Source organism: Clostridium novyi NT, from assembly GCF_000014125.1.
Classification (GTDB): Bacteria; Bacillota; Clostridia; order Clostridiales; family Clostridiaceae; genus Clostridium_H; species Clostridium_H novyi.
The window spans coordinates 1-25,922 of the sequence record NC_008593.1 but is presented as its reverse complement, the minus strand read 5'-3'; the positions used below and the strand labels follow the sequence as shown (position 1 = coordinate 25,922).

The following is a 25,922-nucleotide window of genomic DNA, read 5'->3' as shown; positions in this document are numbered from 1 at the left end:
ATTTGTTCCTACCCTTATATAGTATATGAAGTCTATTTTATTTATATATTTAAAATTCTTTTTATTTCTTCTTTCATATTATCTTTATTGCATACTGCATTATGAAGAACTTCTCTTTTTTCTATATCCTTTATTGCTTTTGGTTCTTCAGCTCCTACAAATTTATTCATTTCCTTTATAAGTTTAAAATCATTGTAATTCTTAAAGCTATCATCTAAAGCATTCATAACTGCATAAGTGAATTTATATGGACTAGCTGTTGATGCTATTAAAGTCTTTTTATTATCATTAAATTCTTCTTTATACTTTTTATTAACACCATATGCAACAGATGTATGAGTATCAATTAAATATTTACTACTTCGATAAACTTCCTTTATTCCTTTTCTTGTTTCATCTTCTGATGCAAAATTTCCGTAGAAATCTTTAATTCTTTCCTTCATATCACTTGTTATTTCATAGCTTCCTTTACTTTCTAGATTACTCATAAGCGACCTTACCAAATCTTGATTTTCTCCACTTATGCTATATAAAAGTCTTTCAAGGTTACTTGAAATTAATATATCCATAGAAGGTGATATTGTTGTTACGAATTCTCTTAGCTTATCGTACCTTCCTGTGCTTAAAAATTCATATAGTACTTTGTTATCATTAGATGCACATATAAGCTTATTAATTGGAAGACCCATTGTTTTTGCATAATATGCTGCAAGTATGTTTCCAAAGTTTCCTGTAGGAACAGTTACATTTATGCTTTCTCCTAAAGTTACTTCTTTCATATTACACATTTTTAAATATCCATAGAAGTAATATACAACTTGAGGAATTAGACGACCTATATTGATTGAGTTTGCAGAAGAAAACACATAATTGTTTTTATCTAACAGCTCTATAAAGTTCTCATCTCTAAAAATCTTTTTAACTCCACTTTGAGCATCATCAAAATTTCCTTCTATTCCAACTACATAAGTATTGTTTCCTTTATGAGTAACCATTTGTTTCTTTTGAATTTCACTTACCCCTTCTTCTGGGAAGAATACTATAATTTTTGTTCCATCAACATTTGTAAAGCCTTCAAGTGCTGCCTTACCAGTATCCCCTGATGTTGCAGTTAAAATTACTATTTCTTTGTTTAGGTTTTGTTTTTTAGCAGATGTAGTTAAAAGATGAGGAAGTATTGATAAAGCCATATCCTTAAATGCAAGAGTTGGTCCATGATAAAGTTCTAAAAAGAAATCATTACCTACTTTTTTTATTTCAGCTATATTTTCTGTATCAAACTTGTTATCATACGCCCTGTCTATACATATCCTTAGTTCCTCTTCAGTAAAATCAGTAAAGAATTTGCTCATAACAAAATATGCAAGTTCTCTATAATTCATTTTACTTAATTCCTGTAGTGATTTATCTATTTTAGGAATTCTGTTTGGTACAAATAATCCTCCATCATCTGCTATTCCCTTTAATATAGCTTGTGATGATGATATGTTATCTTCTCTCCCTCTTGTACTTCTATAAAAAATCTTTTCCATGTATCTAGCCCCCTAAACCCTTATTGTAACTTTTCTACTCTTATAATATTTTCTATACTTTGAACGCTACTTAGCTTTTTCATTTCTTCCATTGACTTATTTATATTGCCTTCTAATGTTTTATGAGTTATAAACACTAGCTTTACAGATTCTTCTTCTTTGGCCTTTTGTATTACTGAAAGTAAGCTTACATCATGTTTTCCAAGAATACCTGCTATATTACCTAAAACTCCTGGTTCATCATTTACAGTCATTCTTATGTAATATTCACATTCCGTATCTTCCATACTACTTACCTTTTTAACGTTTCCTAATTTATGTTTTGATAGTTTAAATAATGGATCTGTTTCATTTCTTAGTACAGAAATTATATCACCAACAACCGCACTTCCTGTTGGAAGATCTCCAGCTCCACGTCCGTACATCATTAAATCTCCAACTGCATTTCCCTTTAAGAATATTGCATTGAAAGAATCATTTACATTAGCAAGAGGATGTCTCTCTGGAATCATTGTTGGATGAACTCTTAATTCTAAAGTGTCATTTACATCCTTAACTATTGCTAAAAGCTTTATCACATATCCAAATTCCTTAGCATAATCTATGTCTACTGATTCTATCTTTTGAATTCCTTCTCTATATATTGAATCTACATTTACCTTTTTACCAAATGCAAGATAAGTTAATATAGCAAGTTTATAAACAGCATCATATCCTTCAACATCTGATGTTGGATCAGCTTCTGCATAACCCTTTTCTTGTGCTTCTTTTAGCGCTTCTTTAAAATCCATATTATCTAAGCGCATTTTTGTTAATATGTAATTTGTTGTTCCGTTTATAATCCCCACTATTTGTTCAATTTTATTTGCTGTTAAGCTTTCACTTAATCCATGTATTATTGGAATTCCCCCAGCAACACTTGCTTCATAACATAATCTTACGTTTTCTTCTTGTGCTGTTTTTAAAAGTTCAGAACCACAAGTTGCAACTGCAAGTTTATTTGCTGTTACTACATGTTTTTTATTTTTCATAGCCCTTATCATATATTCTTTAGCAGGATCAACTCCGCCCATTAATTCTACTACTATCTTTATATTTTCATCTTCAAATATTTCGTCAGCATTAGTTGTTATTATTTTATCTGGTACATCTATGCCCCTATTTTTGTTTCTATCCCTAACTAATATTTTAGAAACTTCTATTTCGTAACCAGATCTTTCTCTTATCTCCTCTTTATTTGCATCTAGTATCTTCCATACTCCCCTACCTACATTTCCAAGTCCTAATAATGCAATGCTTACTTTTTTCATAATCTATGCCCCCTTATTTATATCATATATAATATTATAATTTCATTTTGTTTTTTATCGGCAAACAAATGTACTAAATATAACTACTCCTATTATACTTATTATTTATAAAATAATAAAGTACTTATATAAAATTATTTATAAATTTTCAATATGAGGAATTTTATTACTTAAATATAGATAAATAAAAATCACATAACCAATTGCTTTAAAATATCAATTCGTTATGTGATTAATTTATCTAAAACGCTATTACAAGACCTCCATTATCTGCATAAGTTGTGCTTAGTCCAGACATTTCAACAACTACTATGTCCTTAAAATTATATCTCTTTAAAACCTCTTCTTTAAATTGAAGAGCTCTTTCAAGACAATTGCAATGAGCAATTCCAAGTACCTTTTGCTCTAAGTTGCTTCCTTCTTCTCCGATTATATCTATAAATCTCTTGAAGGCTTTTTTATAACCTCTAGTCTTTTCAACCATTCTTATAGTTCCATCATCATTAGAACCCATAATTGGTTTTATAGATAACATGTTTGCAACCTTTGCAATAATAGGATTTAATCTTCCTGCCTTTGCTAGGTGATCTAAACTTTCTAATAAGAAAAATGTTTTCATTTCACTTATGTATTTATTAACCTTTTCTACAATTTCTAATTCTCCTAAATTAAGCTTTGAAAGCTCATTTATTTTAAGAGATATTATAGTTTGACCTACTGATGCTGTAACAGAATCAAATACATGAATGAATTTGTTTCCTATTTCATCTAAAAATAAATTCTTAGCAAGTACAGCACTGTTGTAGCTTCCACTTAATTTTGATGATAATGGCACTACAAATACACTTTCTTCTCCTTTATATTTTTCTATATAATCTTGTGGAGAAGGACATGCTGTTTTAGGTGATGTCTTACAGTTTGCCATATTCTCAATATATTCTGATACATTTAATTCTTCATTGTCTATATATTCTTTGCCCTCTAAAATTAATGTTAAAGGAGCAATGTCGATGTTCATTTCTTCTTTTAATTCCTGTGATAAATCACAACTACTATCTGCAACAATTTTTATATCCATATGCTTTATCCCCCTTACTTATTTAATATCGTTAAGAAAAAATACTGCAACAGTTCCAGGTCCTACATGGGAGCCTATTACTCCTCCAATGGTACTTATTAAGAAATCCTTTGAGCCAAATTCTTCTTTAAAGATTTCCTTTACTTTTTCTGCTGCTTCTATATCATCTCCATGAGATATTGCTATTGTTTGATTTTCTAAATCCACACCACGTTCTCTTACTAACTCTAAAATTTTCTTTAAAACTTTTTTTCTTCCTCTAACTTTATCTATAGGAATTAGTTTACCCTTTTCTATATTTAATATAGGTTTAATATTTAAAAGTCCACCTATTACGGCAGAACCCCTACTTACTCTTCCGCCTTTATATAGATATTCTAAATCATCAACAGTAAAGATTCCTTCCATATGTTTACTGTTAAACTCAATAGCTTCTAAGACCTCTTCTTTAGTCTTTCCTTCCATAACCATTTGAGCAGCCTTATAAACCACAAGTCCAAGTCCCAGTGATGCAGATTTTGTATCTATAACATGTATATCAAAATCAGGATATTCTTCTAAAATATCTTCCTTTGCTATCATTGATGATTGATAAGTTCCTGAAAGTTCTGACGAAAAACCTATATAAATACATGTATCATTGTTTTCAGCACACTCTTTAAAAGCATCATAAAATACATTTGGTGGTATTTGGGCTGTCTTATACATATTGCCCTTTCTCATACCATCATAAACTTCTTTATGTTCAATAGTTACGCCGTCTAAATATGGTTCATCGTTAACATATACATATAAGGGTAAAAACTTAATATTATACTTTTCAATAATATCTTTAGGTAAATCAGACCCGCTATCAGTTACTATTCTTATTGCCATTTTAAAATCTCCTTTATGTTCATTATAAAGTATAACTTGTACTTTATACCATTTTTATTTTCATTACTTATTATTTTACTACAATAGTATATCTCAAATACCCTTTATTTTGTACTTTTTTTCTTGAATACTACCTCTCTATGAAAATTACTTGTTTATCAAAAAATAAAAGAGGCTAAGATATGTTTGTAATCTCAACCTTCAAGCTAATAACTTTTCTTGGTGCTCCTAACAGGATTTGAACCTGCGACCTACTGATTACGAATCAGTTGCTCTACCATCTGAGCCATAGGAGCATTTTATTTATATATACAATTTTACTCCTAATTAAAAATTTAATCAATGTTTTGTGCAATAATCAGTATTCTTCTTAAAATTTTTTAAAAATCCACTTATTATATTAAAATTTATTATTATTTTAAAATATTAGACTCTTTATATTTCTTTTTAATTATAGCTTTTTAAACCTCAATTTTTTAGACTTTGACTTTCTTTGACTTTTAGCTTATTATATAAGCATACAAGGTAATCACCTGGTAGTTAATAGCAAGTTAATTTAAATAAAATATTTAATATATTAAGGAGGTTTTTTATAATGTTTGAAATGATTCCTTTTAGAAACCATGGAAATTTAAGAAGGAGAGAAGACTTTTTCAATAATTTATTTGATAACTTCTTTAATGATGACTTCTTTCCAAAAACTATGAACAATGGATTTAATGTAGATGTTAGAGACACTGAAAATGCTTACTTAGTTGAGGCTGATCTTCCTGGAATGAAAAAAGAAAATTTAGACCTTTACTATGAAAATGGATATTTAACAATTTCAGCAAAACGTGAAGATTCTATAGAAGATAAAGATGATGAAAATAACTATGTAAGACGTGAAAGACATTATGGAGAATTTAAAAGAAGTTTCTTTATAAATGATATTGATGAAGATAATATTGAGGCTAATTTTGAAAATGGTGTTTTAAAATTAGTTCTTCCAAAGAAAAATAACAGAAATCAAAAAAGAATAGAAATTAAATAATAAAAAAAGATGTGATTTTTATAGTCACATCTTTTCTTATTCTTGATGTATAATATCTAATCTACCAAACTTACTGTACTGTCCAAGCCAAGCAAGTTTTACAGTTCCAACTGGACCGTTTCTTTGTTTTGCAATTATACATTCTGCTATATTTTTGTCTTCAGTTTCCTTGTTATAATACTCATCTCTATATAAGAACATAACAAGGTCAGCATCCTGCTCTATTGAACCTGATTCTCTAAGGTCAGATAACATAGGTCTGTGATCTGCTCTTTGCTCTGGAGCACGAGATAACTGTGATAATGCTATAACTGGACAATGCATTTCCTTTGCCAGTGCTTTTATGGATCTTGATATTTCAGATACCTCTTGTTGTCTACTTTCAGAACCTGAACTTCCACTCATAAGTTGAAGATAGTCTATTACTATAAGGTCTATTCCATGTTCTATTTTTAATCTTCTGCACTTAGATCTCATTTCCATAACAGATACACCCGCAGTATCATCTATATAAATATTTGATGCTGCAATAGGTCCTGAAGCCTTAGCTATTCGTTCCCAATCCCCATCTTCTAATTCACCAGTTCTTAGTTTTAACATATCTACGTTTGCTTCTGAACAAAGTATTTTATATGCTAATTGTTCTTTTGACATTTCAAGTGAGAACACAACAACATTTTTACCTTCTCTTATAGCTGCGTATTCAGCTATATTTATAGCAAATGTTGTTTTTCCCATAGAAGGTCTTGCTGCAATTAATATCATATCACCTGGTTGAAATCCTGATGTTTTTGCATCAAGCTCTGGAAAACCTGATGGAATTCCTGTTGTTTCTCCCTTATTATTAAAAATCTTTTCTATTTGCTCAAAGCCTCTTTCGAGAACATTACTTATAGGTTCAAAATCACTTGAAGTTCTCTTTTCTGCTATATCAAATACTCTTTTTTCCGCTTTATCAAGTACACTTGGTACATCTTCTTGATTTAAGTAACACTCTTCTGTAATATCTGCTGAAGCTTTTATAAGCTTTCTTAAAATAGATTTTTCTTCAACAATTTTTATGTATGAATTTACGTTTATAGTTGATTCGACGGAATTACTTAATTCCGTTATATAAGTAATTCCGCCTACAATTTGTAACTTATCAGTAGATTTTAATTTCTCTATTAATGTTACCATATCTACAGGAATGTCTTTTGAGTAAAGCTCATATATAGCATTAAATATAATCTGATGACTTTCCCTATAAAAATCTTCTCCCCTTAAAGCCTCTGCTGATTGAGCAATAGATGTTTTGTCTTTAATCATACATCCAAGTACTGTTTGTTCAGCCTGTATATTATGTGGCAAAACTCTAAGAGGTGTTTCCATTTTTATCTCTCCTACTAGTAATTAAAATTATTCTTCAAAAACAATCTTAATTAGTTCCTCAATATTATCTACAGCTTTAATTTCTATGTCATTAAGACCTGTTGGTACTTCTCTTAAATTATCCTTTGGTATAACTACACATTTAATGCCTTTTCTTCTTGCACCATATACCTTTTCAAATATGCCACCTACTGGTTTTACTTTTCCTCTTAATGATATTTCACCAGTTACTGCAACATCTTGTCTTATTGATTTATTTAAAAGAGCACTTATAATACAAATTGTTATAGCAGCACCTGCTGATGGACCATCTATTCTTCCACCACCTACTGCGTTAACATGAATGTCATAATCTTTTATATCTTTGTCTGTAATTTTTCTAATAACAGATGCAGCATTAAATACAGAGTCCTTTGCCATACTTCCCGCTGTATCGTTAAATCTTACAGAACCTTTTCCCTTATCCTTAGCTTCAAATATAGCAGCTTCAATTTCTATTGTTGAGCCAATATATCCACTAACTCCAAGTCCATAAATATGACCAACTTCTCCTTTTTCATTATTTAACTTTTCTTCAAAAGGAGTTAATCTTGATATTGATATTATCTCTTCAAGATCCTTTACTGTTATTGTAACTTCGCCTTCTGATATATTTTTATTATATAAAACATATCCATAGGCATCAGCTAAAATATTTACAGCTTTTCTTCCCTCTATAGTATACTTGCTTATTAAACTACTTACACCTTCTTCTAGGTTTATGTTAAGTCTAAGGGCAGCATTTTCTACTATGTTCTTTATATCACCTGCTGATAAAGGTTCAAAATAAACTTCTGTGCATCTTGATCTTAATGCTGGATTTATATCTTTTGGTTCTCTAGTTGTAGCACCAATTAATACAAAATCGGCAGGAGCACCATTTTCAAATAAGTATTTTATATATTTAGGTATGTTCTCATCATCTGGATCATAATATGATGATGAAAACTCTACTCTTTTATCTTCTAATACTTTTAAAAGTTTATTTTGAAGTATAGTATCAAGTTCTCCAATTTCATCAATAAATAAAACCCCACCATGAGCTTCAGTAACTAAACCTGGCTTTGGTTCAGGAACACCAATTTCAGCTAAATCTCTTTTACTTCCTTGATATATAGGATCATGTACAGAACCTAAAAGCGGGTTTGCAATTTCTCTTGGATCCCATCTTAGTGTTGTTCCATCTACTTCTACGAACTTTGCACTTTCTCCAAAAGGAGTATGTTTAAGTTTTTTTACTTCTTCTAGTGCAAGTCTTGCAGCTGTAGTCTTGCCTACTCCTGGAGGTCCGTATAAAATTATATGTTGCGGATAAGGTGATGCAAGTTTTGATATTAAAGACTTTATTGGTCTTTCTTGACCTACTATTTCTGAAAAGCTACTAGGTCTTAACATAGATAGTATATTATTGGTCAATTTTATAGAATCTAATTCCTTAAGTTTAGAATATTTTTTAAGAGTTTTTCCATTTTCAGAACCTTTTCTCTTTCTAATTATTCCAAGTCTAACATCTTCTATATATTTTTCTTGCTTTTCTATAATGGCCTTTTCAACATCTTTTTCTATGCTATTTTCAACATATTTTCTTGCTACTACTTCGGCAATATGAACTTTTGTATTTTCTAAAGCCATTACTATGTTTTCTTCATCTGGAACTACATCAATTCCCTTACCGTCACTAACGATCTTATTTATAGCATAAGTTTTTTTATATATATCATTTGAGTGTAATTGTTTATTAAGTTTATACTTTATAACTCTAGTTCTTATAGTTTTATCATCCATAATTTTTCTCATAATATCCTCTAAAACATCTACTTGAACCTCAAGAGGCATATTATCATTTAAAAAGTCTATTTGCTTTTTTAATTTTTCATCTAATACCGAAAATTTCAATATAGTTTACCCAAGGAAAATTTCATCTTAAAGTTCCTTTGGGTATCCCCCTTTCATCTAGACATTATTTTTCTGAAATAATTACTTTTATCTTAGTAGATATTTCTGGGTAAAGTTTTAATTCAACTTCATATTCACCTAATTGTTTTATTGTTTCTGTAACAACTTTCTTTTTATCTATATCAACTTTAAATTGTTTTTTTAATTCTGTTGCTATATCCTTGTTTGTTATAGCTCCAAATAATCTTCCATTTTCTCCTGCTTTACCAATCATTTTTAATTCTTTATTTCTTAAACTTTCAGCTAATGCTTGAGCTGCTTCTGTTTCTTCTAACTTCTTCTTTCTTTCTGCTTCTTTTTGTCTATTTAGTATGTGCATATTTGAATCTGTAGCTTCTTCTCCAAGTCCTCTTGGTAATAAAAAGTTTCTTGCATATCCATCTGATGCATTTATAACTTCTCCCTTTTTACCTTTTCCCTTTACATCTTTTAATAAAATTACCTTCATTTTATTCACCTTCCCCTAAGTATTCATAAATAGCATTTTGCAATTTTTCCTTTGCCTCTTCTATAGATATATTTTGCAGTTTTGTTCCTGCCATTGTCATATGTCCACCGCCACCTAATGTTTCGAGTATAACTTGAACATTTATGTCTCCAAAAGACCTTGCGCTTATAAATACACTATTATTTATTTTAGCAATAACAAAAGATGCCTGAACCCCTGTAATATTTAATAATTCATCAGCTGCCTGAGCCACTAATATATTATCATTTATATCAGGTGGACAAATAGCTATAGCTATATCATCCTTAACTTCTGCTAAACTCATGATTTCTGCTTTTTTAATATAAGTCTCAAGGTGACCTGCAAACATCTTCTTTACATCTATTATATCAGCTCCAAGCTGTCTTAGGTATGCAGCTGCCTCAAAAGTTCTAACTCCAGTTTTAAAATAAAAATTCTTAGTATCTATATAAATCCCCGCCAGCATCATTTCAGCTTCGAATGGACTTATATTCTTTTTAGGACTTTCTATCATGTACTGTAACATTTCTGTGACAAGTTCACAAGTTGAAGATGCATAAGGTTCTATATAACTTAAAAGAGCATCCTCTACAGCCTCAGTTGATTTTCTATGATGATCTATAACAACTACTCTATCTATGTGCTTTAAAACTTCTTTACTTTGCACATATTCTTTACTATTAACATCTACAAGTATAAGTAAACTATTTTTATCATGAGAATTTATAGCTCCTTCTGAAGATATAAAAGTCTCATCATACAAATTATTTTTTTTGATTCTATCTATTGCATTTTCTATACCTGTATTTACGCCATCTAATATTATCCTACCTCTTTTGCCCAGGGTTGTAACAACACTTCTAATTCCAATGGCAGCTCCTAGAGCATCAATATCTGGGCTCACGTGTCCCATTATATAAATATTACTACTTTCATTTATAAGATTAACTAATGCATGAGCAATAACCCTCGCCCTTACCTTAGTCCTTTTTTCGAATTCTTTAGTTTTACCACCATAAAATTGTAGATTATCTTTATTTTTTACTACAACCTGGTCTCCACCTCTACTTAAAGCTAAATCCTTAGCAGATGCTGCAAATTCATAATTTTGAAGTGGTGTTTCTCCACCAATACCAACTCCAACGCTTAAAGTAACAGTTAGCTTATTTCCATAGTTTATTTCTCTAATATCATCTAATATATCAAAATTCTTATTCATTTCTTCTTGTATATCTTTGTAATACGAAACTACAACATATCTACTTGAAGAATATTTTATAATCATGGAATTCAAACTTTGAGCATAATTTTTTATAGTTCTTTCTATTTCTGCAGACAATAAAACTGCATTATCTTCTTCTGTAGTTTTTAAAACATCATCTAAATTATCCACATCTATTAACATAATTATGTGATTATTTTCTTTGATTTCTCTCATAAGTTCTACTTCATGTGTAACATCACAAAAATAAAAAATTATAGAACTATTATCTTTACCATTAGTACCTTGATTTTCACTAGTGTTTGCAAATATATTATAATGTTTATTTTTTATATTTACATACTTAAAAATTTCTTTCTCGCCATTTAAAATCTTATTTATATTTGTGTCATTTATTATATCCTTTAAGTTCCTTGCTATAAATTCTCCCTTTTCAAATATCTCTAAAAATTTTTTATTGTACCATAAAATATCCCCTGTATTTTCTGCAATGACCAATGGAAAAGGTGATTTTATAAGTAAATTCTTCGAGTATATATCCATCTTAGCTGAAAAATCTTCTATAAATTTTTCCCATTCATCATTTTTCACTTTAGAACTCTTAAATTTATATAAAAGAAAATTCAAGTAACCAAAAAGAAGAATACCTCCTATTTTTACATGACCTAGTATAAAAAAAAGAGAGATAGTACCTAACATAATGACTATATAAACCTTATTTCTAAAAAAATAGTTATTATTCATTTTACTCCCTCGATTTTACCTTTCTTATTGGGTCAGGATCAAGTCCCCTTAGATTTAACAATATATCTGCACTTCCTAAAACTAAATAAAGTTGTTGAAACAACGGCATAACGAACCCAATAATCAATATAATTATAGTTAAGCCCTTAGATTTTTTATATTTTCTTCTTAAAATATATGTTAAATAACTAATTCCATCAAAAGTAACTAGTATTATGCTTATGTATTGAAATATATATCTTAAGTACCCAGCCCACATAATTCCTCTTGATTTTAATATTACCCCTAAACAAGTTATTATTATACTTAAAGCAATAATTCTATTAGATACATAAAATTCACTAGCAGGAATAGGTTTTTTCATTTGAACTTTAAGTCTAGCTAAAATTTTGTAAGTTATTATGTGGTTTATATACCCTTGTATCAGACTATTTATAATAAGCACTATGGGTAAAACTATAAGTACATTTTTAAAATTTATTAAATCTATTAATTGATTAATTTTATTCGCTACATCAGGAGATCCGTTTTGCCCAATATATATAGCATTTATATCTATATAATATTGTCTTATCTTTTCTATAGAATAATTTAAAGTACTTACTATGCCTTGCTTTCCTATGAATAAAGCATATATTAGATATGTTATTATATTTCCTATTAATATGGAACCTGAAACTATAGTTAACAATACTGTATTTTTCTTTTTATTCCTTATGCAATATCCAAATGCACAACCAGTTAATCCATAAGATATTCCAGAAGCTAGTGCTGTTACAGGTCCAAAAAATAGGCTCATTACTATTATGCTCATAATTATAGCAGTAAAAGCAACTTTAAAGTTATATCTAGTATAAAGCAGTATTATTGGAATCGGCAAAATAAACATCCCTATAAAAGTTAAAGCAGGTATTGTAGTTGTTATAAGCATTATCAACATTATAATTACAAACATAATACCTGTTTCAGCTATTGCTTTTGGTGAATAACTTTGTCTTTTCATATACTCCTCCATATATTATCTTTTAAAATGTCTTTGTAATCTAGTTAATCCTTTACTTTCCTTTTCTATTATATCCTCTTCACTAATACCTATTTTTAATTTAGTATCTATATTCTCATCTATTTCATTATAGGAATAACCTAGTTTATCCCCTAATAAATATAAAATTATTATAGCCCCTGAAATACATTCTAAAATTGCATTTTGTGCAACGTTACTTCCTCTTGATAATAATTTAAAAAAATCTCCTATTATGCATAGAAGTTCAGCCTTTAGATTTTCTATTATTTTTATATTAGTCATAATATTAAAATCTTCGTTTTTCATATAACACCATCCTCAATATATGCTATATATATATTTTAGTTATTTTTAACCATATATGCAACTTTAGTTTATCTTCAATGATATTATATAAATTTAAAGTTATAATTGTATCAAAAAAGCAGTGTCCTATTTTGACACTGCTTTATATTCTTATTAGTCTGTTGTAAATGGTAATAAAGCTACGTTTCTAGCTCTCTTTATTGCTAAAGTTAATTCTCTTTGGTGCTTAGCACAGTTACCAGAAATTCTTCTTGGAAGTATCTTTCCTCTTTCTGTAACATACTTTCTTAACTTGTTTACATCTTTGTAATCTATTGAAGATGATTTATCTGCACAAAAAGCACAAACTTTTTTTCTTCTTCTTTTTGCACCTTTTTTATTTAAAGCCATATCTTTTCCCTCCTTAACCTAAACTTATTGACGTAAATTATTAGAATGGTATATCTCCATCATCTATTGGAGTAATTTCTTCATCATAACCTTGATCGAAAATATCGCCACCATTAGATGAATCATTTTCATTCATTCCTGTAGACCTTGGCTCTGTTCTTGAGACAGCACTTCTTGAATCTAAGAATTGCACCTCATCAGCTACAACCTCTGTAACATATCTTCTTGTTCCATCTTTAGCTTCATAACTTCTTGTATGTATTGAACCACTCACTCCAACTTGACTACCCTTACCAACATAGTTGGCAGTGTTTTCAGCTTGTTTTCCCCATACTACGATAGGTAAAAAGTCAGCTTCAGGTTGGCCTTGGCTTTTAAACCTTCTGTTAACAGCTAAAGTAAAAGTTGCAACTGCTTTCCCAGCTCCTGGTGTAAATCTTAGTTCTGGATCTTTTGTCAATCTTCCAACTAAAACAACTCTATTCATCTTTACACCACCTATTTTTCAGGATTAACTACCATAAATCTCATAACTCCGTCAGTAATTCTGAATACTCTTTCTAATTCTCTAGGTAATTCAGGATTAGCTTTAAAGTTGATTAGAGTATAGTATCCTTCGTTGACTTTGTTTATAGGATAAGCAAGCTTTCTTCTTCCCCATTCATCAACGTTTTCTACTACTCCGCCTTCTTTTTCTATTACACCCTTGAATTTTTCGATAGCAGCTTTAGTAGCTTCTTCGTCTAAAGAAGGGTTTAATATAAATAAAGTTTCGTAATTTCTCATTGATTTCACCTCCTCCCCTTGGACTAACGGCTGTGCGTGTGACACAGCAGGGATCACATTTTTTAATTTTATCATTACAACTTATAAAAATCAAGATATTATTTTTATTTCCTTTTATTTCAAGCTGATTTGTTCTTATTCTACATTTTCTGCCCTATTTTGTTTTACTATTTTCTTTACCATTTTTTCAAACTTACTTCTAGGTAACATAACAATTCTGTCACATCCAGTACATTTTATCTTTATGTCTGCTCCTACTCTTATTACTTCCCATTCTTTACTTCCACATGGATGTTGTTTTTTCATTTCAACAATATCCCCTAAGAAAAATTCTTTAACCAACAGTATCACCCCTTATACCCTTTATAATAAAACACTAACATAAACTAAATTATTTTTGTAAATTACATTTTTTTAGTTTATTATATTTTATATACAATTATATAATAAATTAAACAATAATATAATAAATTAAATAATGACATAAGTATATAGTTATAAATACTTTTATAAAAACAAAAGTTTAAAGGAGATTATAATGTGTAGCATACTTTGTATTTTAAAATCTATATTATATGGTTACATTATGGGAATTTTAATTTCTATCCCCCTTGGACCTTCTGCTATAGAGTCTATCAATAGAAGTATTTCTAAAGGTTTTAAGGAAGGATTTTTGGTATCTTTAGGAGCTATTAGCGCCGATATCTCTTATTTAATTATAGTCAATTGTGGTTTATTTAGTCTTTTAAAACTAAATAAAAATGCAGAATCTTTTTTTTGGATTATTTCAGGTATTGCTATGATTTTAATTGGACTTAACTCCACTAAAGAAAAAAACTATTGTGATGCTTCAAAAAAATCGTATTCATTTTTTGCTGGTTACATAATAACTTTTTTAAACCCAATGACACCAGCTTTATGGATAGCTCTAAGTACAACAGTTATAAATAACTGGCACTCTAAAGGCATTCTTATTTGCACCCTGTCTATTATTTCTATGATACTTGGAATGATTTCTTGGTTTGTACTTTTAAATGTACTTGCCCTTAAAGGTCTTAAACTTGCAAAGCCAACAAGATCAAAAAAAATAACCATAGTAATTAAATACAGCATACTCATATTAGGTATAGGCTTTTTAATCTTTGGTATTTATAAAATCATTTCTTTGTGACCTAGTAAATATTTCAATTTTATGTAATATTATTGAATAAAAGTTCTTTCTTTGGTAAACAATTTTAACAAAGGAGGAATTTTTATTATGAATAATAAAGTTATATTAAAATCTAAAGAACAGGATTGTATGTATAAATTAAGAGATGACCTATCTATTCGCCTTTATAAAATACTTAAAACTAAACGTCCAATAATTTTTCTATGTATTGGAACAGATAGATCCACTGGAGACAGCTTAGGTCCTTTAGTTGGAGAAAAATTAAAATCTTTAATTTCAGATGAATTCATTATATACGGAACACTTGAAAGTCCTGTCCATGCAAAGAATTTAAATGAAATTTTAAATGAAATTCATAATAAGTATACATACCCTTATATAATCGCTATAGATGCTTGTCTTGGTAAAATTGATAGCATTGGAAATATAATTATAGATAATACTCCTATAACCCCTGGAGCTGCTATGCATAAAAAACTTCCTGAAGTTGGTGATTTAAGTATTACTGGAATTGTAAATGTATCTGGTGCTTTAGAATTTATGGTTCTTCAAAACACTAGATTATATACTGTAATGCATCTTGCAAACACAATTGCTTACGGAATTCATCACTCTATTTTAAAGACAATGGGTTCTAATAATATGGAGAGCTTTAATTCAATGTTTGACAATGCACTTAAAAATTTAAGAGCTAAATATAAATAAAACCCTAAGAATTATAATTCTTAGGATTTTATTTATATTTGTTATTCTTCTATATTTTCTGAGGCCTTTATTAACACTTCTTGTTCTTCTTGTGATAAATCATATCTTGAAATACCTTTATCTATAGGTTTTGCATAAACTGTACTATCATTTCTTCCGTATATACCAGTAATAACAACTCCATCATTATTGCTATCTAATAAAGCTATTGAGAAGCTAAGGTCACTACCAACATCTTCAAAAGCTTTATATCTTACAACACCAACTCTTTGCACACATTTACTTAATGTTTCACTAAGTTCTTGTTGTTGCTGTCTAACCTCATTTGATTCTTCTTTAACTTCATCTATTTTATCTAAATAAGAAGTTATAATTTCTTCTAGGTTTTTATTATTCATTCCTCTTGTAAGCCTTCTTTGTCTCTTTTCTAGCTTACTAATAGATTTTAAAAGTGCTAACATCATAATTAGTAGTATAACTACAACAACTATAAGGCCGAGTATTATGTAGGGTTGTACACCAATTAAATGTGTCATTATTTGTTTCATATTCCTAGTCCTCCCTAAATGTTTCACATGAAACATTTTTGAAAATTATATTTTTAATATATCAATTATTCTTTGAAGATCTTCCTCAGAATAATATTCTATTTGTATTTTACCTCTATTTCCCTTAGACCTCAATACTACTTTGGTATTAAACAAATTTTCCAATTTATTTTCTATAGCATTATAATATGGCTTTATATTAGCGTCGTCTTCTTTTTTATTTATACTTTTTTTCTTGAAATTTTTTATAATACTTTCCGTTTGTCTTACACTTAACTCTTTGTCTATTATATCTAGTGCCATTTTATACTGCATTTCTTTATCTTCTAGGGATAATAAAGCTCGTCCATGTCCTTCTGTTATTACTCCATCAATTAAGTAATCTTGAACCCTAGAATCTAAATTTAATAATCTCATACAATTTGTAATAGCAGTTCTTGATTTTCCTATTTGCTTTGATAACTCTTCTTGAGTTAGTTTAAATTCATCAATTAATTTTTTATATGCTATAGCTTCTTCTATAGGATTTAAGTCTTCTCTTTGTATGTTTTCTATTAATGAAACCTCTAATATTTGTTTATCACTTAGTTCATTAATAACTGCTGGTACTTCCTTAAGGCCTACCTTTTTAGCAGCTCTCCATCTTCTTTCTCCTGCAATTATGCTATATATGTTTCCTCTCTTTTGTAATATCAATGGTTGAATTATTCCATGTTCCTTAATTGAATCTGCTAATTGAATTATTTTTGCTTCATCAAAGTTTTTTCTAGGTTGATCAATATTTGGTTTTATCAAATTCATATCTATTTTTAATATTGAATTTTTCTCTTCGTTAGGTTCTTCTGGTATTAAAGCTCCAAGCCCTTTTCCTAATCCAAACTTTTTACTCAACAGTTACCACTCCCTTACTTTGTCTACTTAAAAATTCATTTAATAAATCTCTATATGCTTCCGCTCCCTTGCATTTATCATCATAGAGAACTATTGGAAGTCCAAAACTTGGGGCTTCAGCAAGTCTTACGTTTCTTGGTATTGTAGTATTATAAACTTTATCCTTAAAGTACTTGATTACTTCTTGTGCAACTTCATTACATAGCTTAGTTCTGTTATCATACATACTCATGACAACACCTTCAACTTCTAAATCTTTGTTTAAAGATTTTTTAACTAATTGAATTGTATTTAAAAGTTGTCCAACTCCTTCTAATGCATAAAACTCACATTGTATTGGAATTAAAACACTAGTAGCAGCAATAAGAGAATTTATTGTTAAAACCCCTAGTGAAGGAGGACAATCTATAAATATATACTCAAACTTATCCTTTATACTTTCAATTTTTCTTTTTAGTATAGTTTCTCTTCCTTTAACATCAATAAGTTCAACTTCTGCACCAACTAAGTCCATATTAGATGGAACTACATAAAAATTATCAATAAGTTCACTTTCTATTATAGCTTCTTCTATTGAAATGTCCGATGTAAGAACATCATATGTTGAATATTTTATTTTATTTTTATCAATTCCAAGTCCACTTGTTGTATTTCCTTGCGGATCAATATCAATAGATAATACTTTATGACCATGCATTGCTAAATTGGCACATAAATTTATATTAGTAGTAGTCTTTCCAACTCCACCTTTTTGATTAAAAATACATATAACTTTCATGATTTTCCCCCCAAAACCAAACCTCTAGTGTACATAATTTAGTAAATTTTATTTTAAAATCTAATTTTATACTGTTAATATATATTATAATATCTTACCATAGTTTTATAAATATATATAAAATAAAAAACACCTAAAATTTCTTAAAAATAAAAGAAATTTTAGGTGAATGTTTCACGTGAAACATTTAATATATTTATTAAATTTATTTTTTAGGAATACTTATTATAACCTGTATATTTTTATCGGACTCCTTAGTTCTATATGTAGCATTAACTCCATACTTATCAAATACTTGTTTTACGGTATTTACATAAACCCTTGGAGCAAATATTCCTTTTATTTTTTTCTTTCCATCTGCGGCAAGTTCTTGTCCTGATAACTTTAACAGCTCTTTATTTATAAGCTCTTCTGTCTTTTTTACATTGAAACCTCTTTTTATAACATTTTTTAGTACTTTCTTTTGAAGTTCCTTTGAAGGTAACTTTAAAAGTGCCCTTGCATGTCTTTCTGTTAAATTATTTTCCAAAACTTGTTGTCTTATAACTTTGTCTAATTTTAAAATTCTTATTTTATTTGCAATAGTAGATTGTTTCTTGCCAATGATATTTGCAAGTTCAGCTTGAGTGTATTTATGTTCTTTTATAAGATTTTCATATGCTTCTGCCTCTTCTAAAAAATTTAAATCTTCCCTTTGAATATTTTCTAAAAGTGCTATTGCAGCTGAATCTTTATCACTAATATCAGTAACTATTACAGGCACTTCTTTTAATCCTATCTTTTTAGCTGCTCTAAATCTTCTTTCTCCTGCAATTAGTTCATACTTGTTATCTTCTATTTTTCTAACAGACAAAGGTTGAATTATCCCATAAGTTCTAATGGACTCTCCTAATTCATCAATAGTATCCTCATTAAAGTATTTTCTAGGCTGATAAGTATTTGGAATAATTATATCAGTAGATATGTACTTAATATCCTTTTTCATAAATTCCCCATCCCTCTATAATTTACTAATACAAATACTATTTTAACATTAATTATATAATTTTTGACAATAATTTTAAAAATTTTTAAAACTTATATTAGAGGTTTTTTAGTTGCAGTTCCAGGTTTCCTTGGATATTGCTTAGGTGTATTTTTTATTTTCTTAATAATAACTAAGTTATGTTTTAAGTCACTATCTTCTATTTCGACTTCTCTTATTTCTTCTAATTTTCCCCCTAGAATACTTATAGCTTTTTTAGCTATCTTAACTTCTTCATCAACAGCTGGTCCTTTTAAGGCTACAAAATATCCACCTACCTTTACATAAGGTAAACAAAATTCACTTAAAGATGCTAAGTTAGCAACAGCTCTTGAAACTACTGCATCAAATTTTTCTCTATACTTAGGATTCTTTGCAAATTCTTCTGCTCTACCATGTATAGTTTCTACATCATTTATTCCTATTTTATTTAAAATATCATCTAAAACATTAATTCTTTTCTTTAATGAATCTAAAAGAACTATATCTGCGTCTGGTCTCATTATTTTCATAGGTATACCAGGGAATCCTCCCCCGGTACCTATGTCTATAATTTTATTTGCTTTTCTCAAATATTCAAATTGAAATATCTTCATTGAATCTATGAAGTGTTTCTTTATTATTTCCTCATCTTCAGTTATAGCAGTAAGATTTACTTTTCCATTCCAATCTTTTAATAAATCTTTATACTGAATAAACTGATTGTACTTCTTATCATTAAATTCTAAATCAACATTCTCTGCTGCAACATTTAATATATCATAAAATATCTTTTCACTATTCAATTAAAATTCTTCCTCCTTATGACCTTTATTTCTGTTGTATTGTTCTAATACTATTAAAAGTACAGATATATCAGCAGGAGATACCCCTGAAATTCTAGATGCCTGACCAATATTTACTGGTTTTATCTTATCTAATTTTTGAATAGCTTCCGTTCTAAGTCCTTTTACTAGTTTATAATCAAATTCTTTTGGAATTAATCTATTTTCTAGTTTCTTAAATTGTTCTACTTGTTCTAATTGCTTTTGAATATATCCTTCGTATTTAGATATAATATTAACTTGCTCTTGTACATCACGCGGAAGCTCTGCTCTATCTTTATCTAAATCTTTTACTACAAAGTAATTAAGTTCTGGTCTTTTTATAAGTTCATATAAACTTATTGGTTTCTTTAACCCTGCTGAGTTTAATCCTTCTAAAAACTTATTTACTTCTTGCTTATTTGTGATTTGTATATTTTTTAATCTTTCTATTTCATCTTCTATAGCTGTTTTTCTCTTTGTGAATCTTTCGTATCTATCTTCTTTAACAAGTCCTATTTTATGACCCATTTCTGTAAGTCTTAAATCGGCGTTATCTTGTCTTAATAATAATCTATATTCAGCACGAGATGTCATCATTCTGTATGGCTCTTGTGTTCCCTTTGTAACTAGGTCATCAATAAGAACTCCAATATATGCGTCTGATCTTTTTAAAATTAAAGGTTCTTTTCCTTGAAGTTTTAAAGCAGCATTTATTCCAGCTATAAGCCCTTGGCATCCAGCTTCTTCATAACCTGAACTTCCATTCATTTGTCCAGCTGAGAATAATCCGTCTATATCTTTAAATTCTAAAGAAAGTTCTAATTGTGTTGGATCTATACAATCATATTCTATTGCATAAGCTGTTCTCATCATTTCAGCATTTTCAAGACCAGGTACACTTCTTAACATTTTTAATTGTACATCTTCAGGAAGAGAACTTGACATTCCTCCAACGTACATTTCTTCTGTATTTTCTCCTTCTGGTTCTATGAAGATTTGATGCTTATCTTTTTCAGGGAATCTCATTATCTTATCTTCAAAAGAAGGACAATATCTTGGTCCTACACTTTTAATTGAACCATTGTAAAGTGGTGATCTATCTATGTTTTCTAATACAACCTTTTTAGTTTCATCTCCTGAGTAAGTTAGATAACATGATATTTGTTCTCTTTCAATATTTTCACTCATAAATGAGAATGGAACTATATTCTCATCACCCTTTTGTTCTATCATCTTTGAAAAATCAACTGTTCTTCTATTTATTCTAGCTGGAGTTCCTGTTTTAAATCTAGTTATTTTTATACCACTTTCTATTAGACTTTGTGATAACATGTTAGCTGGAGCAAGACCACTCGGACCGCCTTCATAGTTTATATCTCCAATTATTATTCTAGATTTTAAGTAAACCCCCGTACATAATATTGCAGCTTTAACTTTATAGTAAGCTCCGTTTTTAGTTAAAACACCTTTAACTTTGCTATCTTCTATATCAACTTTTATAATCTCTGCTTGTTTTAAATGTAAATTATCTGTAGTTTCTAAAACATGCTTCATTCTCTCAGCATATTTTCTTTTATCAGCTTGTGCTCTTAATGAGTGTACAGCTGGTCCTTTAGATGTATTTAACATTCTAGATTGTATATATGTGTGGTCTATGTTTATTCCCATTTCCCCACCTAGAGCATCAATTTCTCTTACTAAATGTCCCTTTGCTGTTCCTCCTATATTAGGATTACAAGGCATCATTGCCACACTTGCAAGATCAGTTGCAAATACAACAGTACTTACTCCAAGTCTTGCACTAGCAAGTGCAGCTTCACAACCCGCATGACCTGCACCTATAACTGCTACATCAAATTCACCTGCAAAATAACTCATATTCCTCTCCCCTTACTTTCCTAAACAAAATTTAGAAAATATCTTATCTATTATATCTTCTTCAACTGTATCTCCATTAATTTCTCCAAGACTTTTCCACGCATTTCTAAGGTCAATAGACGCAAGGTCTATTGCAAATGTGTTGTCTAAAGCATTCTTAGAAGCTTCTAAACTTTCTTTTGCTCTAATTAAAGCTTCTTTATGTCTTGTGTTTGTTATCATAACGTCCTTTGAAGCTACTTTTCCGCTAAAGAATAATTCTTTTATAACTTCTTTAAATTTATCTAATCCACTACCTGTCTTTGCGGATATTTCTATTATATATTTAGAATTTAGCTCTTTTAACGCTTCTTTATCTATCTTTGATTCTAAATCCATCTTATTTAATAATACTATATATTTCTTATCTTTTATAAAGTTAATTATCTCCTTATCTTCATCATCTAAACCTCTACTGTTATCAAGAACCAAAACTGTAAGATCGGAGTTGTTTATTTTCTCTCTAGATTTTTCTACACCAATTTTTTCCACAACATCATCAGTGTCACGTATTCCAGCTGTATCTATTATCTTTATTGGAATTCCATCGATACTCATGTACTCTTCAATTACGTCTCTTGTTGTTCCAGGAACATCAGTAACAATAGCTCTTGTTTCCATAAGTAATGCATTTAAAAGTGAAGACTTTCCTACATTTGGCTTACCTACAATTACTGTATTTAATCCTTCTCTTAAAATCTTTCCTTCATCTGCATGATCTAATAAAGAATCAATTTCATCAAGTAATTTGCTAACAGATTCCCTACCTTTTTCAGAAGTAACTTCTTCTAAGTCATCTTCTGGATAATCAACTGTGGCTTCTATACTTGCAATAATTTCAAGTAACTTATTTCTTATTTTACCTATTTCCCTTGAAAGTTTACCTTCTGATTGTTCAAGTGCTGACTTTGCACTTAACTCAGTTTTTGCATTTATTAAATCAATAACAGCTTCCGCTTGGCTTAAGTCAATTCTTCCATTTAAAAATGCCCTTTTAGTAAATTCACCAGGGGATGCAAGTCTTGCCCCTGCCGCTACAACTTCCTCAAGGATTCTCTTTGTTACAACAACCCCACCATGACAGTTTATTTCAACAACATCTTCTGCTGTAAAACTTCTAGGGCCTTTCATATAACTTACTATAACCTCATCTAACTTTTCCTTTGTATCTTTATCTATAATAAATCCATATCTCATAGAATATGTTCTAATATCATCTAACTTTCTATCATTCTTTCCAGTAAAAATACTGCTAACAATACTTAATGCTTTATCTCCTGAAACTCTTATAATTGATACTCCACTTTCACCTAAATTTGTTGCAATCGCCGCTATAGTATCAAATTCCTTCATTTCTTCCATCCTTTCTAATTTTATAAACCTTTTTTATTATAAAGCAAAAGAAAGCCTCAATCTAGGCTTTCTTTTTTAAATCTATAATTACTCTTCTATGAGGTTCTTCTCCCTCACTATATGTAACCACGTACGAATCATTTTGAAGTGTTGAATGAATTATCCTTCTCTCGTAAGGATTCATAGGTTCAAGCTTTACAAACTTACTAGTTTTTTTAACTTTATAAGCAAGTTTTTCTGCAAGTCTTTTTAATGTTTCTTCTCTTCTACTTCTATAATTTTCCGTATCTAAAGTTACTTTCTTATATCTTTCATTATTTTCTTTATTCACAACTAAACTAACTAAATATTGAAGGGAGTCTAAAGTTTCGCCTCTATATCCAATAATCAATCCCATTTTAGGACCTACAAGATTAATTTTAAGTACATTATCTTCTTCTTTAATCTTGATTTCTGCAAGGACTCCCATAGAATCTAGTACATCTCTTAAAAACTTTCTTGCCTTGTCTTCAGCCTTTTCTTTAACAATAACCTCAACCTCAGCATCTTTAGTTTTAAATATACCGAAAATCCCTTTACTTCCTTCTTCTATTACATTAGTTTCAACTTCATCTATTGTAACATTAAGTTCTGTAAGAGCTTTTGAAACCGCATCTTCTACAGTTTTTCCACTCATTCTTATAGATCTCATGTTTGATACACCTGCCTTCCAAATGTTAAAACTAGGCATACATCTCCAATATTGTTGTTTAAATTACTTAACTTCTTCTTTTTTTACTTTTTGAGAACGTTGTGTAACCAATGTTTGACCTATTTGGAATAAACTATTAGTTACCCAATATAAAACTAAAGCTGTTGAGAATTTAAAACTCATATATGTTATAAAAAGAGTCATAAATCCACCCATCATTCTTGTTTGCTTAATTTGAGCACTATCTGCATTTTTAGAAGTCATTATTGCAGTTGATAAATAAGTTAACAAGCCTGATAATATTGGTAATATCCATGTATACCAATGACTTGGACTTAATATTGCTGGATTCATAAGTTTAAGTCCTAAGAATGTTACATTAGTTATACTAGGATCAATTTTGCTTAAATTATTAAATACATAATAAAGAGCAATAAGTATTGGCCATTGAATAAGTAGTGGTAAACAACCTCCTAGAGGATTTACACCATACTCTTTATATAGTTTCATCATTTCTTGTTGTTGTTTTTGAGGATCATTTTTATATTTGTTTTGTAATTTTTTCAACTCTGGTTGAATTTCATTCATAGCTACCTGAGATTTTATTTGCTTGTAATTCAAAGGAAATAACACTAACCTAATTATTATGGTTACTATTATTATAGTTAGACCATACGATATGTTTGGATTTGCAACTACGCTATGAATCCAATTATGCATAACTTGAAAAAATTGAATAAAGGCATTATTCAACCAATTGATTGAAAAAAACGCCGAACCATAATTTCCAAAAAGAGTTCCCAAGGCAAAACCTCCTTAAACCTATTTAACTGGATCATATCCACCTGGATTAAATGGATGACACCTTAAAATTCTTTTTATAGCCATAATACTACCTTTAAAAGCGCCATACTTATTAATAGCATCTAGTGCATACTTAGAACAAGTTGGGTAAAACCTACAACAAGGCTTTTTTAAAGGAGATATATATTTTCTATAAAACTTTATTATATGAATTAATATTATTTTCAACATTAATTATATAGACCTGCCCTTTTTAATAAATTAGTAACAGAACCTTCTATTTCTTTATAAGTTTTATCTTTTGATTTATTTCTAGCAACAAAAACTAGATCATATTTTTCTTTTATGTTACTACAGTTCAATCTGTAACTTTCACTAATCAATCGTTTTACTCTACTTCGAACTACACTGTTTCCTACTTTTTTACTAACTGATATTCCTACTCTACTTGTATCTACATTATTATTGTTTTTAAACACATACAGCACTAACAAACTATTAGAATATGATTTTCCTCTTCTATATACTCGACGGAATTCTATATTTTTTCTTATTCTTTCATTCTTTTTCATTATATAAGTGCTCCTTTTTTTTCTGCAATTGCAGAAAAAGGCCACCAATGCGGCCTCTTATGCTGTCAATTTTTTTCTTCCTTTTTGTCTTCTTCTTTTAATGATGTTTCTTCCAGATAAAGTTCTCATTCTTTTTCTGAAACCATGTTCTTTTTTTCTTTGTCTGTTTTTTGGTTGGTATGTCATCTTCATGTGTATACACCCCCTTTTTTTATATACTATTGCACTTTATATTAAGCAATACTATTCATCTTATCATCTCAAAATAGTTTTACTATTAAATTATATATAGACACCTTAGTATTGTCAAGATTTCAAGCCATTGTTGATAAATTTTTAATTATTGCTTCTTTTTTGTGGATAAGTTCTTGAACACTAGGTATTCTTTTGATATTATTATTGATGAACTGTTAATAATTTTAATCTTATTAGACTTATCCACAGGTTGTGTATAAGTTTGTGGATAACTTGTTCAATTCTTACTAATTATAGCCTTTTATTTACTGTATTTTGTACTATTTATCTC

29 protein-coding genes and 1 tRNA gene are annotated in these 25,922 nt (G+C 29.2%); 3 read left to right on the top strand and 27 right to left on the bottom strand.

What is annotated here, in order from left to right; genetic code table 11:
• Positions 1-41: 41 nt before the first annotated feature.
• From thrC to NT01CX_RS00135, 5 genes are all read right to left on the bottom strand, one after another.
• Positions 42-1,532, bottom strand: coding sequence for a threonine synthase (thrC, locus tag NT01CX_RS00155; RefSeq protein ID WP_011721023.1), 1,491 nt, complete (start codon positions 1,530-1,532; stop codon positions 42-44).
• Between the two features lie 20 nt (positions 1,533-1,552).
• Entirely contained in the window at positions 1,553-2,842 is a 1,290-nt protein-coding gene (locus NT01CX_RS00150) for a homoserine dehydrogenase (RefSeq protein WP_011721022.1), read from the bottom strand.
• Positions 2,843-3,083: 241 nt separating this feature from the next.
• On the bottom strand, positions 3,084-3,920 hold the full coding sequence (locus tag NT01CX_RS00145) for a DegV family protein (protein ID WP_011721021.1): 837 nt from the start codon (positions 3,918-3,920) through the stop codon (positions 3,084-3,086).
• Positions 3,921-3,938: 18 nt separating this feature from the next.
• On the bottom strand, positions 3,939-4,796 hold the full coding sequence (locus tag NT01CX_RS00140) for a DegV family protein (protein WP_011721020.1): 858 nt from the start codon (positions 4,794-4,796) through the stop codon (positions 3,939-3,941).
• Between the two features lie 220 nt (positions 4,797-5,016).
• Positions 5,017-5,092, bottom strand: a tRNA-Thr gene (locus tag NT01CX_RS00135).
• A gap of 299 nt (positions 5,093-5,391) precedes the next feature.
• Here NT01CX_RS00135 and hsp18 point away from each other — a divergent pair.
• Positions 5,392-5,829 (top strand): heat shock protein Hsp18, encoded by a 438-nt coding sequence (hsp18, locus tag NT01CX_RS00130; RefSeq protein WP_011721019.1) that lies wholly within the window; start codon positions 5,392-5,394, stop codon positions 5,827-5,829.
• Positions 5,830-5,865: 36 nt separating this feature from the next.
• On the opposite strand, the gene NT01CX_RS00125 is transcribed toward hsp18, so the two are convergent.
• The 10 genes from NT01CX_RS00125 to NT01CX_RS00080 form a co-directional block, all read right to left on the bottom strand.
• Positions 5,866-7,200 carry a replicative DNA helicase gene (locus NT01CX_RS00125; RefSeq protein ID WP_011721018.1) on the bottom strand — a complete coding sequence of 445 codons (1,335 nt, stop codon included), beginning with the start codon at positions 7,198-7,200 and terminating at the stop codon, positions 5,866-5,868.
• 27 nt (positions 7,201-7,227) lie between these two features.
• On the bottom strand, positions 7,228-9,075 hold the full coding sequence (gene lonC, locus NT01CX_RS00120; protein WP_072060516.1) for a Lon family ATP-dependent protease: 1,848 nt from the start codon (positions 9,073-9,075) through the stop codon (positions 7,228-7,230).
• Positions 9,076-9,199: 124 nt separating this feature from the next.
• Positions 9,200-9,643, bottom strand: coding sequence for a 50S ribosomal protein L9 (gene rplI, locus NT01CX_RS00115; protein WP_011721016.1), 444 nt, complete (start codon positions 9,641-9,643; stop codon positions 9,200-9,202).
• A gap of 1 nt (position 9,644) precedes the next feature.
• On the bottom strand, positions 9,645-11,630 hold the full coding sequence (locus tag NT01CX_RS00110; protein WP_011721015.1) for a DHH family phosphoesterase: 1,986 nt from the start codon (positions 11,628-11,630) through the stop codon (positions 9,645-9,647).
• 1 nt (position 11,631) lies between these two features.
• Positions 11,632-12,633 (bottom strand): YybS family protein, encoded by a 1,002-nt coding sequence (locus NT01CX_RS00105; protein WP_011721014.1) that lies wholly within the window; start codon positions 12,631-12,633, stop codon positions 11,632-11,634.
• 15 nt (positions 12,634-12,648) lie between these two features.
• Positions 12,649-12,960 (bottom strand): MazG-like family protein, encoded by a 312-nt coding sequence (locus NT01CX_RS00100; protein WP_011721013.1) that lies wholly within the window; start codon positions 12,958-12,960, stop codon positions 12,649-12,651.
• Between the two features lie 153 nt (positions 12,961-13,113).
• The gene (gene rpsR, locus NT01CX_RS00095; protein WP_011721012.1) at positions 13,114-13,350 is read right to left on the bottom strand and encodes a 30S ribosomal protein S18; all 237 of its coding nucleotides are present in this window, start codon (positions 13,348-13,350) and stop codon (positions 13,114-13,116) included.
• A gap of 40 nt (positions 13,351-13,390) precedes the next feature.
• A complete protein-coding gene (locus NT01CX_RS00090; protein WP_011721011.1) occupies positions 13,391-13,837 on the bottom strand; it encodes a single-stranded DNA-binding protein in 447 nt (148 codons plus the stop codon).
• An 11-nt stretch (positions 13,838-13,848) separates the two neighbouring features.
• Entirely contained in the window at positions 13,849-14,136 is a 288-nt protein-coding gene (gene rpsF / locus NT01CX_RS00085) for a 30S ribosomal protein S6 (RefSeq protein ID WP_011721010.1), read from the bottom strand.
• A gap of 135 nt (positions 14,137-14,271) precedes the next feature.
• The gene (locus NT01CX_RS00080; protein ID WP_039238402.1) at positions 14,272-14,478 is read right to left on the bottom strand and encodes a DUF951 domain-containing protein; all 207 of its coding nucleotides are present in this window, start codon (positions 14,476-14,478) and stop codon (positions 14,272-14,274) included.
• 196 nt (positions 14,479-14,674) lie between these two features.
• Between NT01CX_RS00080 and NT01CX_RS00075 the strand changes: the two genes are divergently transcribed.
• Together NT01CX_RS00075 and yyaC are read left to right on the top strand one after the other, a co-directional pair.
• On the top strand, positions 14,675-15,307 hold the full coding sequence (locus tag NT01CX_RS00075; protein ID WP_011721008.1) for a LysE family translocator: 633 nt from the start codon (positions 14,675-14,677) through the stop codon (positions 15,305-15,307).
• An 87-nt stretch (positions 15,308-15,394) separates the two neighbouring features.
• Entirely contained in the window at positions 15,395-16,012 is a 618-nt protein-coding gene (yyaC, locus tag NT01CX_RS00070; protein ID WP_011721007.1) for a spore protease YyaC, read from the top strand.
• A 41-nt stretch (positions 16,013-16,053) separates the two neighbouring features.
• Here yyaC and NT01CX_RS00065 read toward each other — a convergent pair whose 3' ends face one another.
• The 12 genes from NT01CX_RS00065 to rpmH all read right to left on the bottom strand — a co-directional run bounded on the left by NT01CX_RS00065 (position 16,054) and on the right by rpmH (position 25,588).
• Complete coding sequence (locus tag NT01CX_RS00065; RefSeq protein ID WP_011721006.1) at positions 16,054-16,560, bottom strand: DUF4446 family protein; 507 nt, start codon at positions 16,558-16,560, stop codon at positions 16,054-16,056.
• Positions 16,561-16,605: 45 nt separating this feature from the next.
• A complete protein-coding gene (locus NT01CX_RS00060) occupies positions 16,606-17,451 on the bottom strand; it encodes a ParB/RepB/Spo0J family partition protein (protein WP_011721005.1) in 846 nt (281 codons plus the stop codon).
• Positions 17,444-18,229 carry a ParA family protein gene (locus NT01CX_RS00055; RefSeq protein WP_011721004.1) on the bottom strand — a complete coding sequence of 262 codons (786 nt, stop codon included), beginning with the start codon at positions 18,227-18,229 and terminating at the stop codon, positions 17,444-17,446. The genes NT01CX_RS00060 and NT01CX_RS00055 overlap by 8 nt, the downstream gene beginning before the upstream one ends.
• Before the next feature lie 205 nt (positions 18,230-18,434).
• Positions 18,435-19,214 carry a nucleoid occlusion protein gene (gene noc, locus NT01CX_RS00050; RefSeq protein ID WP_011721003.1) on the bottom strand — a complete coding sequence of 260 codons (780 nt, stop codon included), beginning with the start codon at positions 19,212-19,214 and terminating at the stop codon, positions 18,435-18,437.
• Between the two features lie 92 nt (positions 19,215-19,306).
• Positions 19,307-20,038 carry a 16S rRNA (guanine(527)-N(7))-methyltransferase RsmG gene (gene rsmG, locus NT01CX_RS00045; RefSeq protein WP_011721002.1) on the bottom strand — a complete coding sequence of 244 codons (732 nt, stop codon included), beginning with the start codon at positions 20,036-20,038 and terminating at the stop codon, positions 19,307-19,309.
• Complete coding sequence (mnmG, locus tag NT01CX_RS00040; RefSeq protein ID WP_011721001.1) at positions 20,039-21,937, bottom strand: tRNA uridine-5-carboxymethylaminomethyl(34) synthesis enzyme MnmG; 1,899 nt, start codon at positions 21,935-21,937, stop codon at positions 20,039-20,041.
• 12 nt (positions 21,938-21,949) lie between these two features.
• Positions 21,950-23,329 carry a tRNA uridine-5-carboxymethylaminomethyl(34) synthesis GTPase MnmE gene (mnmE, locus tag NT01CX_RS00035; RefSeq protein ID WP_011721000.1) on the bottom strand — a complete coding sequence of 460 codons (1,380 nt, stop codon included), beginning with the start codon at positions 23,327-23,329 and terminating at the stop codon, positions 21,950-21,952.
• Between the two features lie 61 nt (positions 23,330-23,390).
• Entirely contained in the window at positions 23,391-24,020 is a 630-nt protein-coding gene (gene jag, locus NT01CX_RS00030; RefSeq protein ID WP_011720999.1) for an RNA-binding cell elongation regulator Jag/EloR, read from the bottom strand.
• Between the two features lie 63 nt (positions 24,021-24,083).
• On the bottom strand, positions 24,084-24,824 hold the full coding sequence (locus NT01CX_RS00025; protein ID WP_011720998.1) for a membrane protein insertase YidC: 741 nt from the start codon (positions 24,822-24,824) through the stop codon (positions 24,084-24,086).
• Between the two features lie 18 nt (positions 24,825-24,842).
• A complete protein-coding gene (gene yidD, locus NT01CX_RS00020; RefSeq protein WP_003366840.1) occupies positions 24,843-25,055 on the bottom strand; it encodes a membrane protein insertion efficiency factor YidD in 213 nt (70 codons plus the stop codon).
• Positions 25,055-25,396, bottom strand: a complete 342-nt coding sequence (gene rnpA / locus NT01CX_RS00015) for a ribonuclease P protein component (protein ID WP_011720997.1) — start codon at positions 25,394-25,396, stop codon at positions 25,055-25,057. The genes yidD and rnpA overlap by 1 nt, the downstream gene beginning before the upstream one ends.
• Positions 25,397-25,453: 57 nt before the next feature.
• Positions 25,454-25,588 carry a 50S ribosomal protein L34 gene (gene rpmH, locus NT01CX_RS00010; protein ID WP_003366894.1) on the bottom strand — a complete coding sequence of 45 codons (135 nt, stop codon included), beginning with the start codon at positions 25,586-25,588 and terminating at the stop codon, positions 25,454-25,456.
• Positions 25,589-25,922 lie beyond the last annotated feature (334 nt).

What these genes read in the sequence shown, in the direction of transcription:
- thrC (WP_011721023.1), bottom strand. Translation starts at nt 1,532, where the DNA reads ATGGAAAAGATTTTTTATAGAAGTACAAGAGGGAGAGAAGATAACATA.
- NT01CX_RS00150 (WP_011721022.1), bottom strand. Translation starts at nt 2,842, where the DNA reads ATGAAAAAAGTAAGCATTGCATTATTAGGACTTGGAAATGTAGGTAGG.
- NT01CX_RS00145 (WP_011721021.1), bottom strand. Translation starts at nt 3,920, where the DNA reads ATGGATATAAAAATTGTTGCAGATAGTAGTTGTGATTTATCACAGGAA.
- NT01CX_RS00140 (WP_011721020.1), bottom strand. Translation starts at nt 4,796, where the DNA reads ATGGCAATAAGAATAGTAACTGATAGCGGGTCTGATTTACCTAAAGAT.
- hsp18 (WP_011721019.1), top strand. Translation starts at nt 5,392, where the DNA reads ATGTTTGAAATGATTCCTTTTAGAAACCATGGAAATTTAAGAAGGAGA.
- NT01CX_RS00125 (WP_011721018.1), bottom strand. Translation starts at nt 7,200, where the DNA reads ATGGAAACACCTCTTAGAGTTTTGCCACATAATATACAGGCTGAACAA.
- lonC (WP_072060516.1), bottom strand. Translation starts at nt 9,075, where the DNA reads ATGCCTCTTGAGGTTCAAGTAGATGTTTTAGAGGATATTATGAGAAAA.
- rplI (WP_011721016.1), bottom strand. Translation starts at nt 9,643, where the DNA reads ATGAAGGTAATTTTATTAAAAGATGTAAAGGGAAAAGGTAAAAAGGGA.
- NT01CX_RS00110 (WP_011721015.1), bottom strand. Translation starts at nt 11,630, where the DNA reads ATGAATAATAACTATTTTTTTAGAAATAAGGTTTATATAGTCATTATG.
- NT01CX_RS00105 (WP_011721014.1), bottom strand. Translation starts at nt 12,633, where the DNA reads ATGAAAAGACAAAGTTATTCACCAAAAGCAATAGCTGAAACAGGTATT.
- NT01CX_RS00100 (WP_011721013.1), bottom strand. Translation starts at nt 12,960, where the DNA reads ATGAAAAACGAAGATTTTAATATTATGACTAATATAAAAATAATAGAA.
- rpsR (WP_011721012.1), bottom strand. Translation starts at nt 13,350, where the DNA reads ATGGCTTTAAATAAAAAAGGTGCAAAAAGAAGAAGAAAAAAAGTTTGT.
- NT01CX_RS00090 (WP_011721011.1), bottom strand. Translation starts at nt 13,837, where the DNA reads ATGAATAGAGTTGTTTTAGTTGGAAGATTGACAAAAGATCCAGAACTA.
- rpsF (WP_011721010.1), bottom strand. Translation starts at nt 14,136, where the DNA reads ATGAGAAATTACGAAACTTTATTTATATTAAACCCTTCTTTAGACGAA.
- NT01CX_RS00075 (WP_011721008.1), top strand. Translation starts at nt 14,675, where the DNA reads ATGTGTAGCATACTTTGTATTTTAAAATCTATATTATATGGTTACATT.
- yyaC (WP_011721007.1), top strand. Translation starts at nt 15,395, where the DNA reads ATGAATAATAAAGTTATATTAAAATCTAAAGAACAGGATTGTATGTAT.
- NT01CX_RS00065 (WP_011721006.1), bottom strand. Translation starts at nt 16,560, where the DNA reads ATGAAACAAATAATGACACATTTAATTGGTGTACAACCCTACATAATA.
- NT01CX_RS00055 (WP_011721004.1), bottom strand. Translation starts at nt 18,229, where the DNA reads ATGAAAGTTATATGTATTTTTAATCAAAAAGGTGGAGTTGGAAAGACT.
- noc (WP_011721003.1), bottom strand. Translation starts at nt 19,214, where the DNA reads ATGAAAAAGGATATTAAGTACATATCTACTGATATAATTATTCCAAAT.
- mnmG (WP_011721001.1), bottom strand. Translation starts at nt 21,937, where the DNA reads ATGAGTTATTTTGCAGGTGAATTTGATGTAGCAGTTATAGGTGCAGGT.
- mnmE (WP_011721000.1), bottom strand. Translation starts at nt 23,329, where the DNA reads ATGAAGGAATTTGATACTATAGCGGCGATTGCAACAAATTTAGGTGAA.
- jag (WP_011720999.1), bottom strand. Translation starts at nt 24,020, where the DNA reads ATGAGATCTATAAGAATGAGTGGAAAAACTGTAGAAGATGCGGTTTCA.
- yidD (WP_003366840.1), bottom strand. Translation starts at nt 25,055, where the DNA reads ATGTTGAAAATAATATTAATTCATATAATAAAGTTTTATAGAAAATAT.
- rnpA (WP_011720997.1), bottom strand. Translation starts at nt 25,396, where the DNA reads ATGAAAAAGAATGAAAGAATAAGAAAAAATATAGAATTCCGTCGAGTA.
- rpmH (WP_003366894.1), bottom strand. Translation starts at nt 25,588, where the DNA reads ATGAAGATGACATACCAACCAAAAAACAGACAAAGAAAAAAAGAACAT.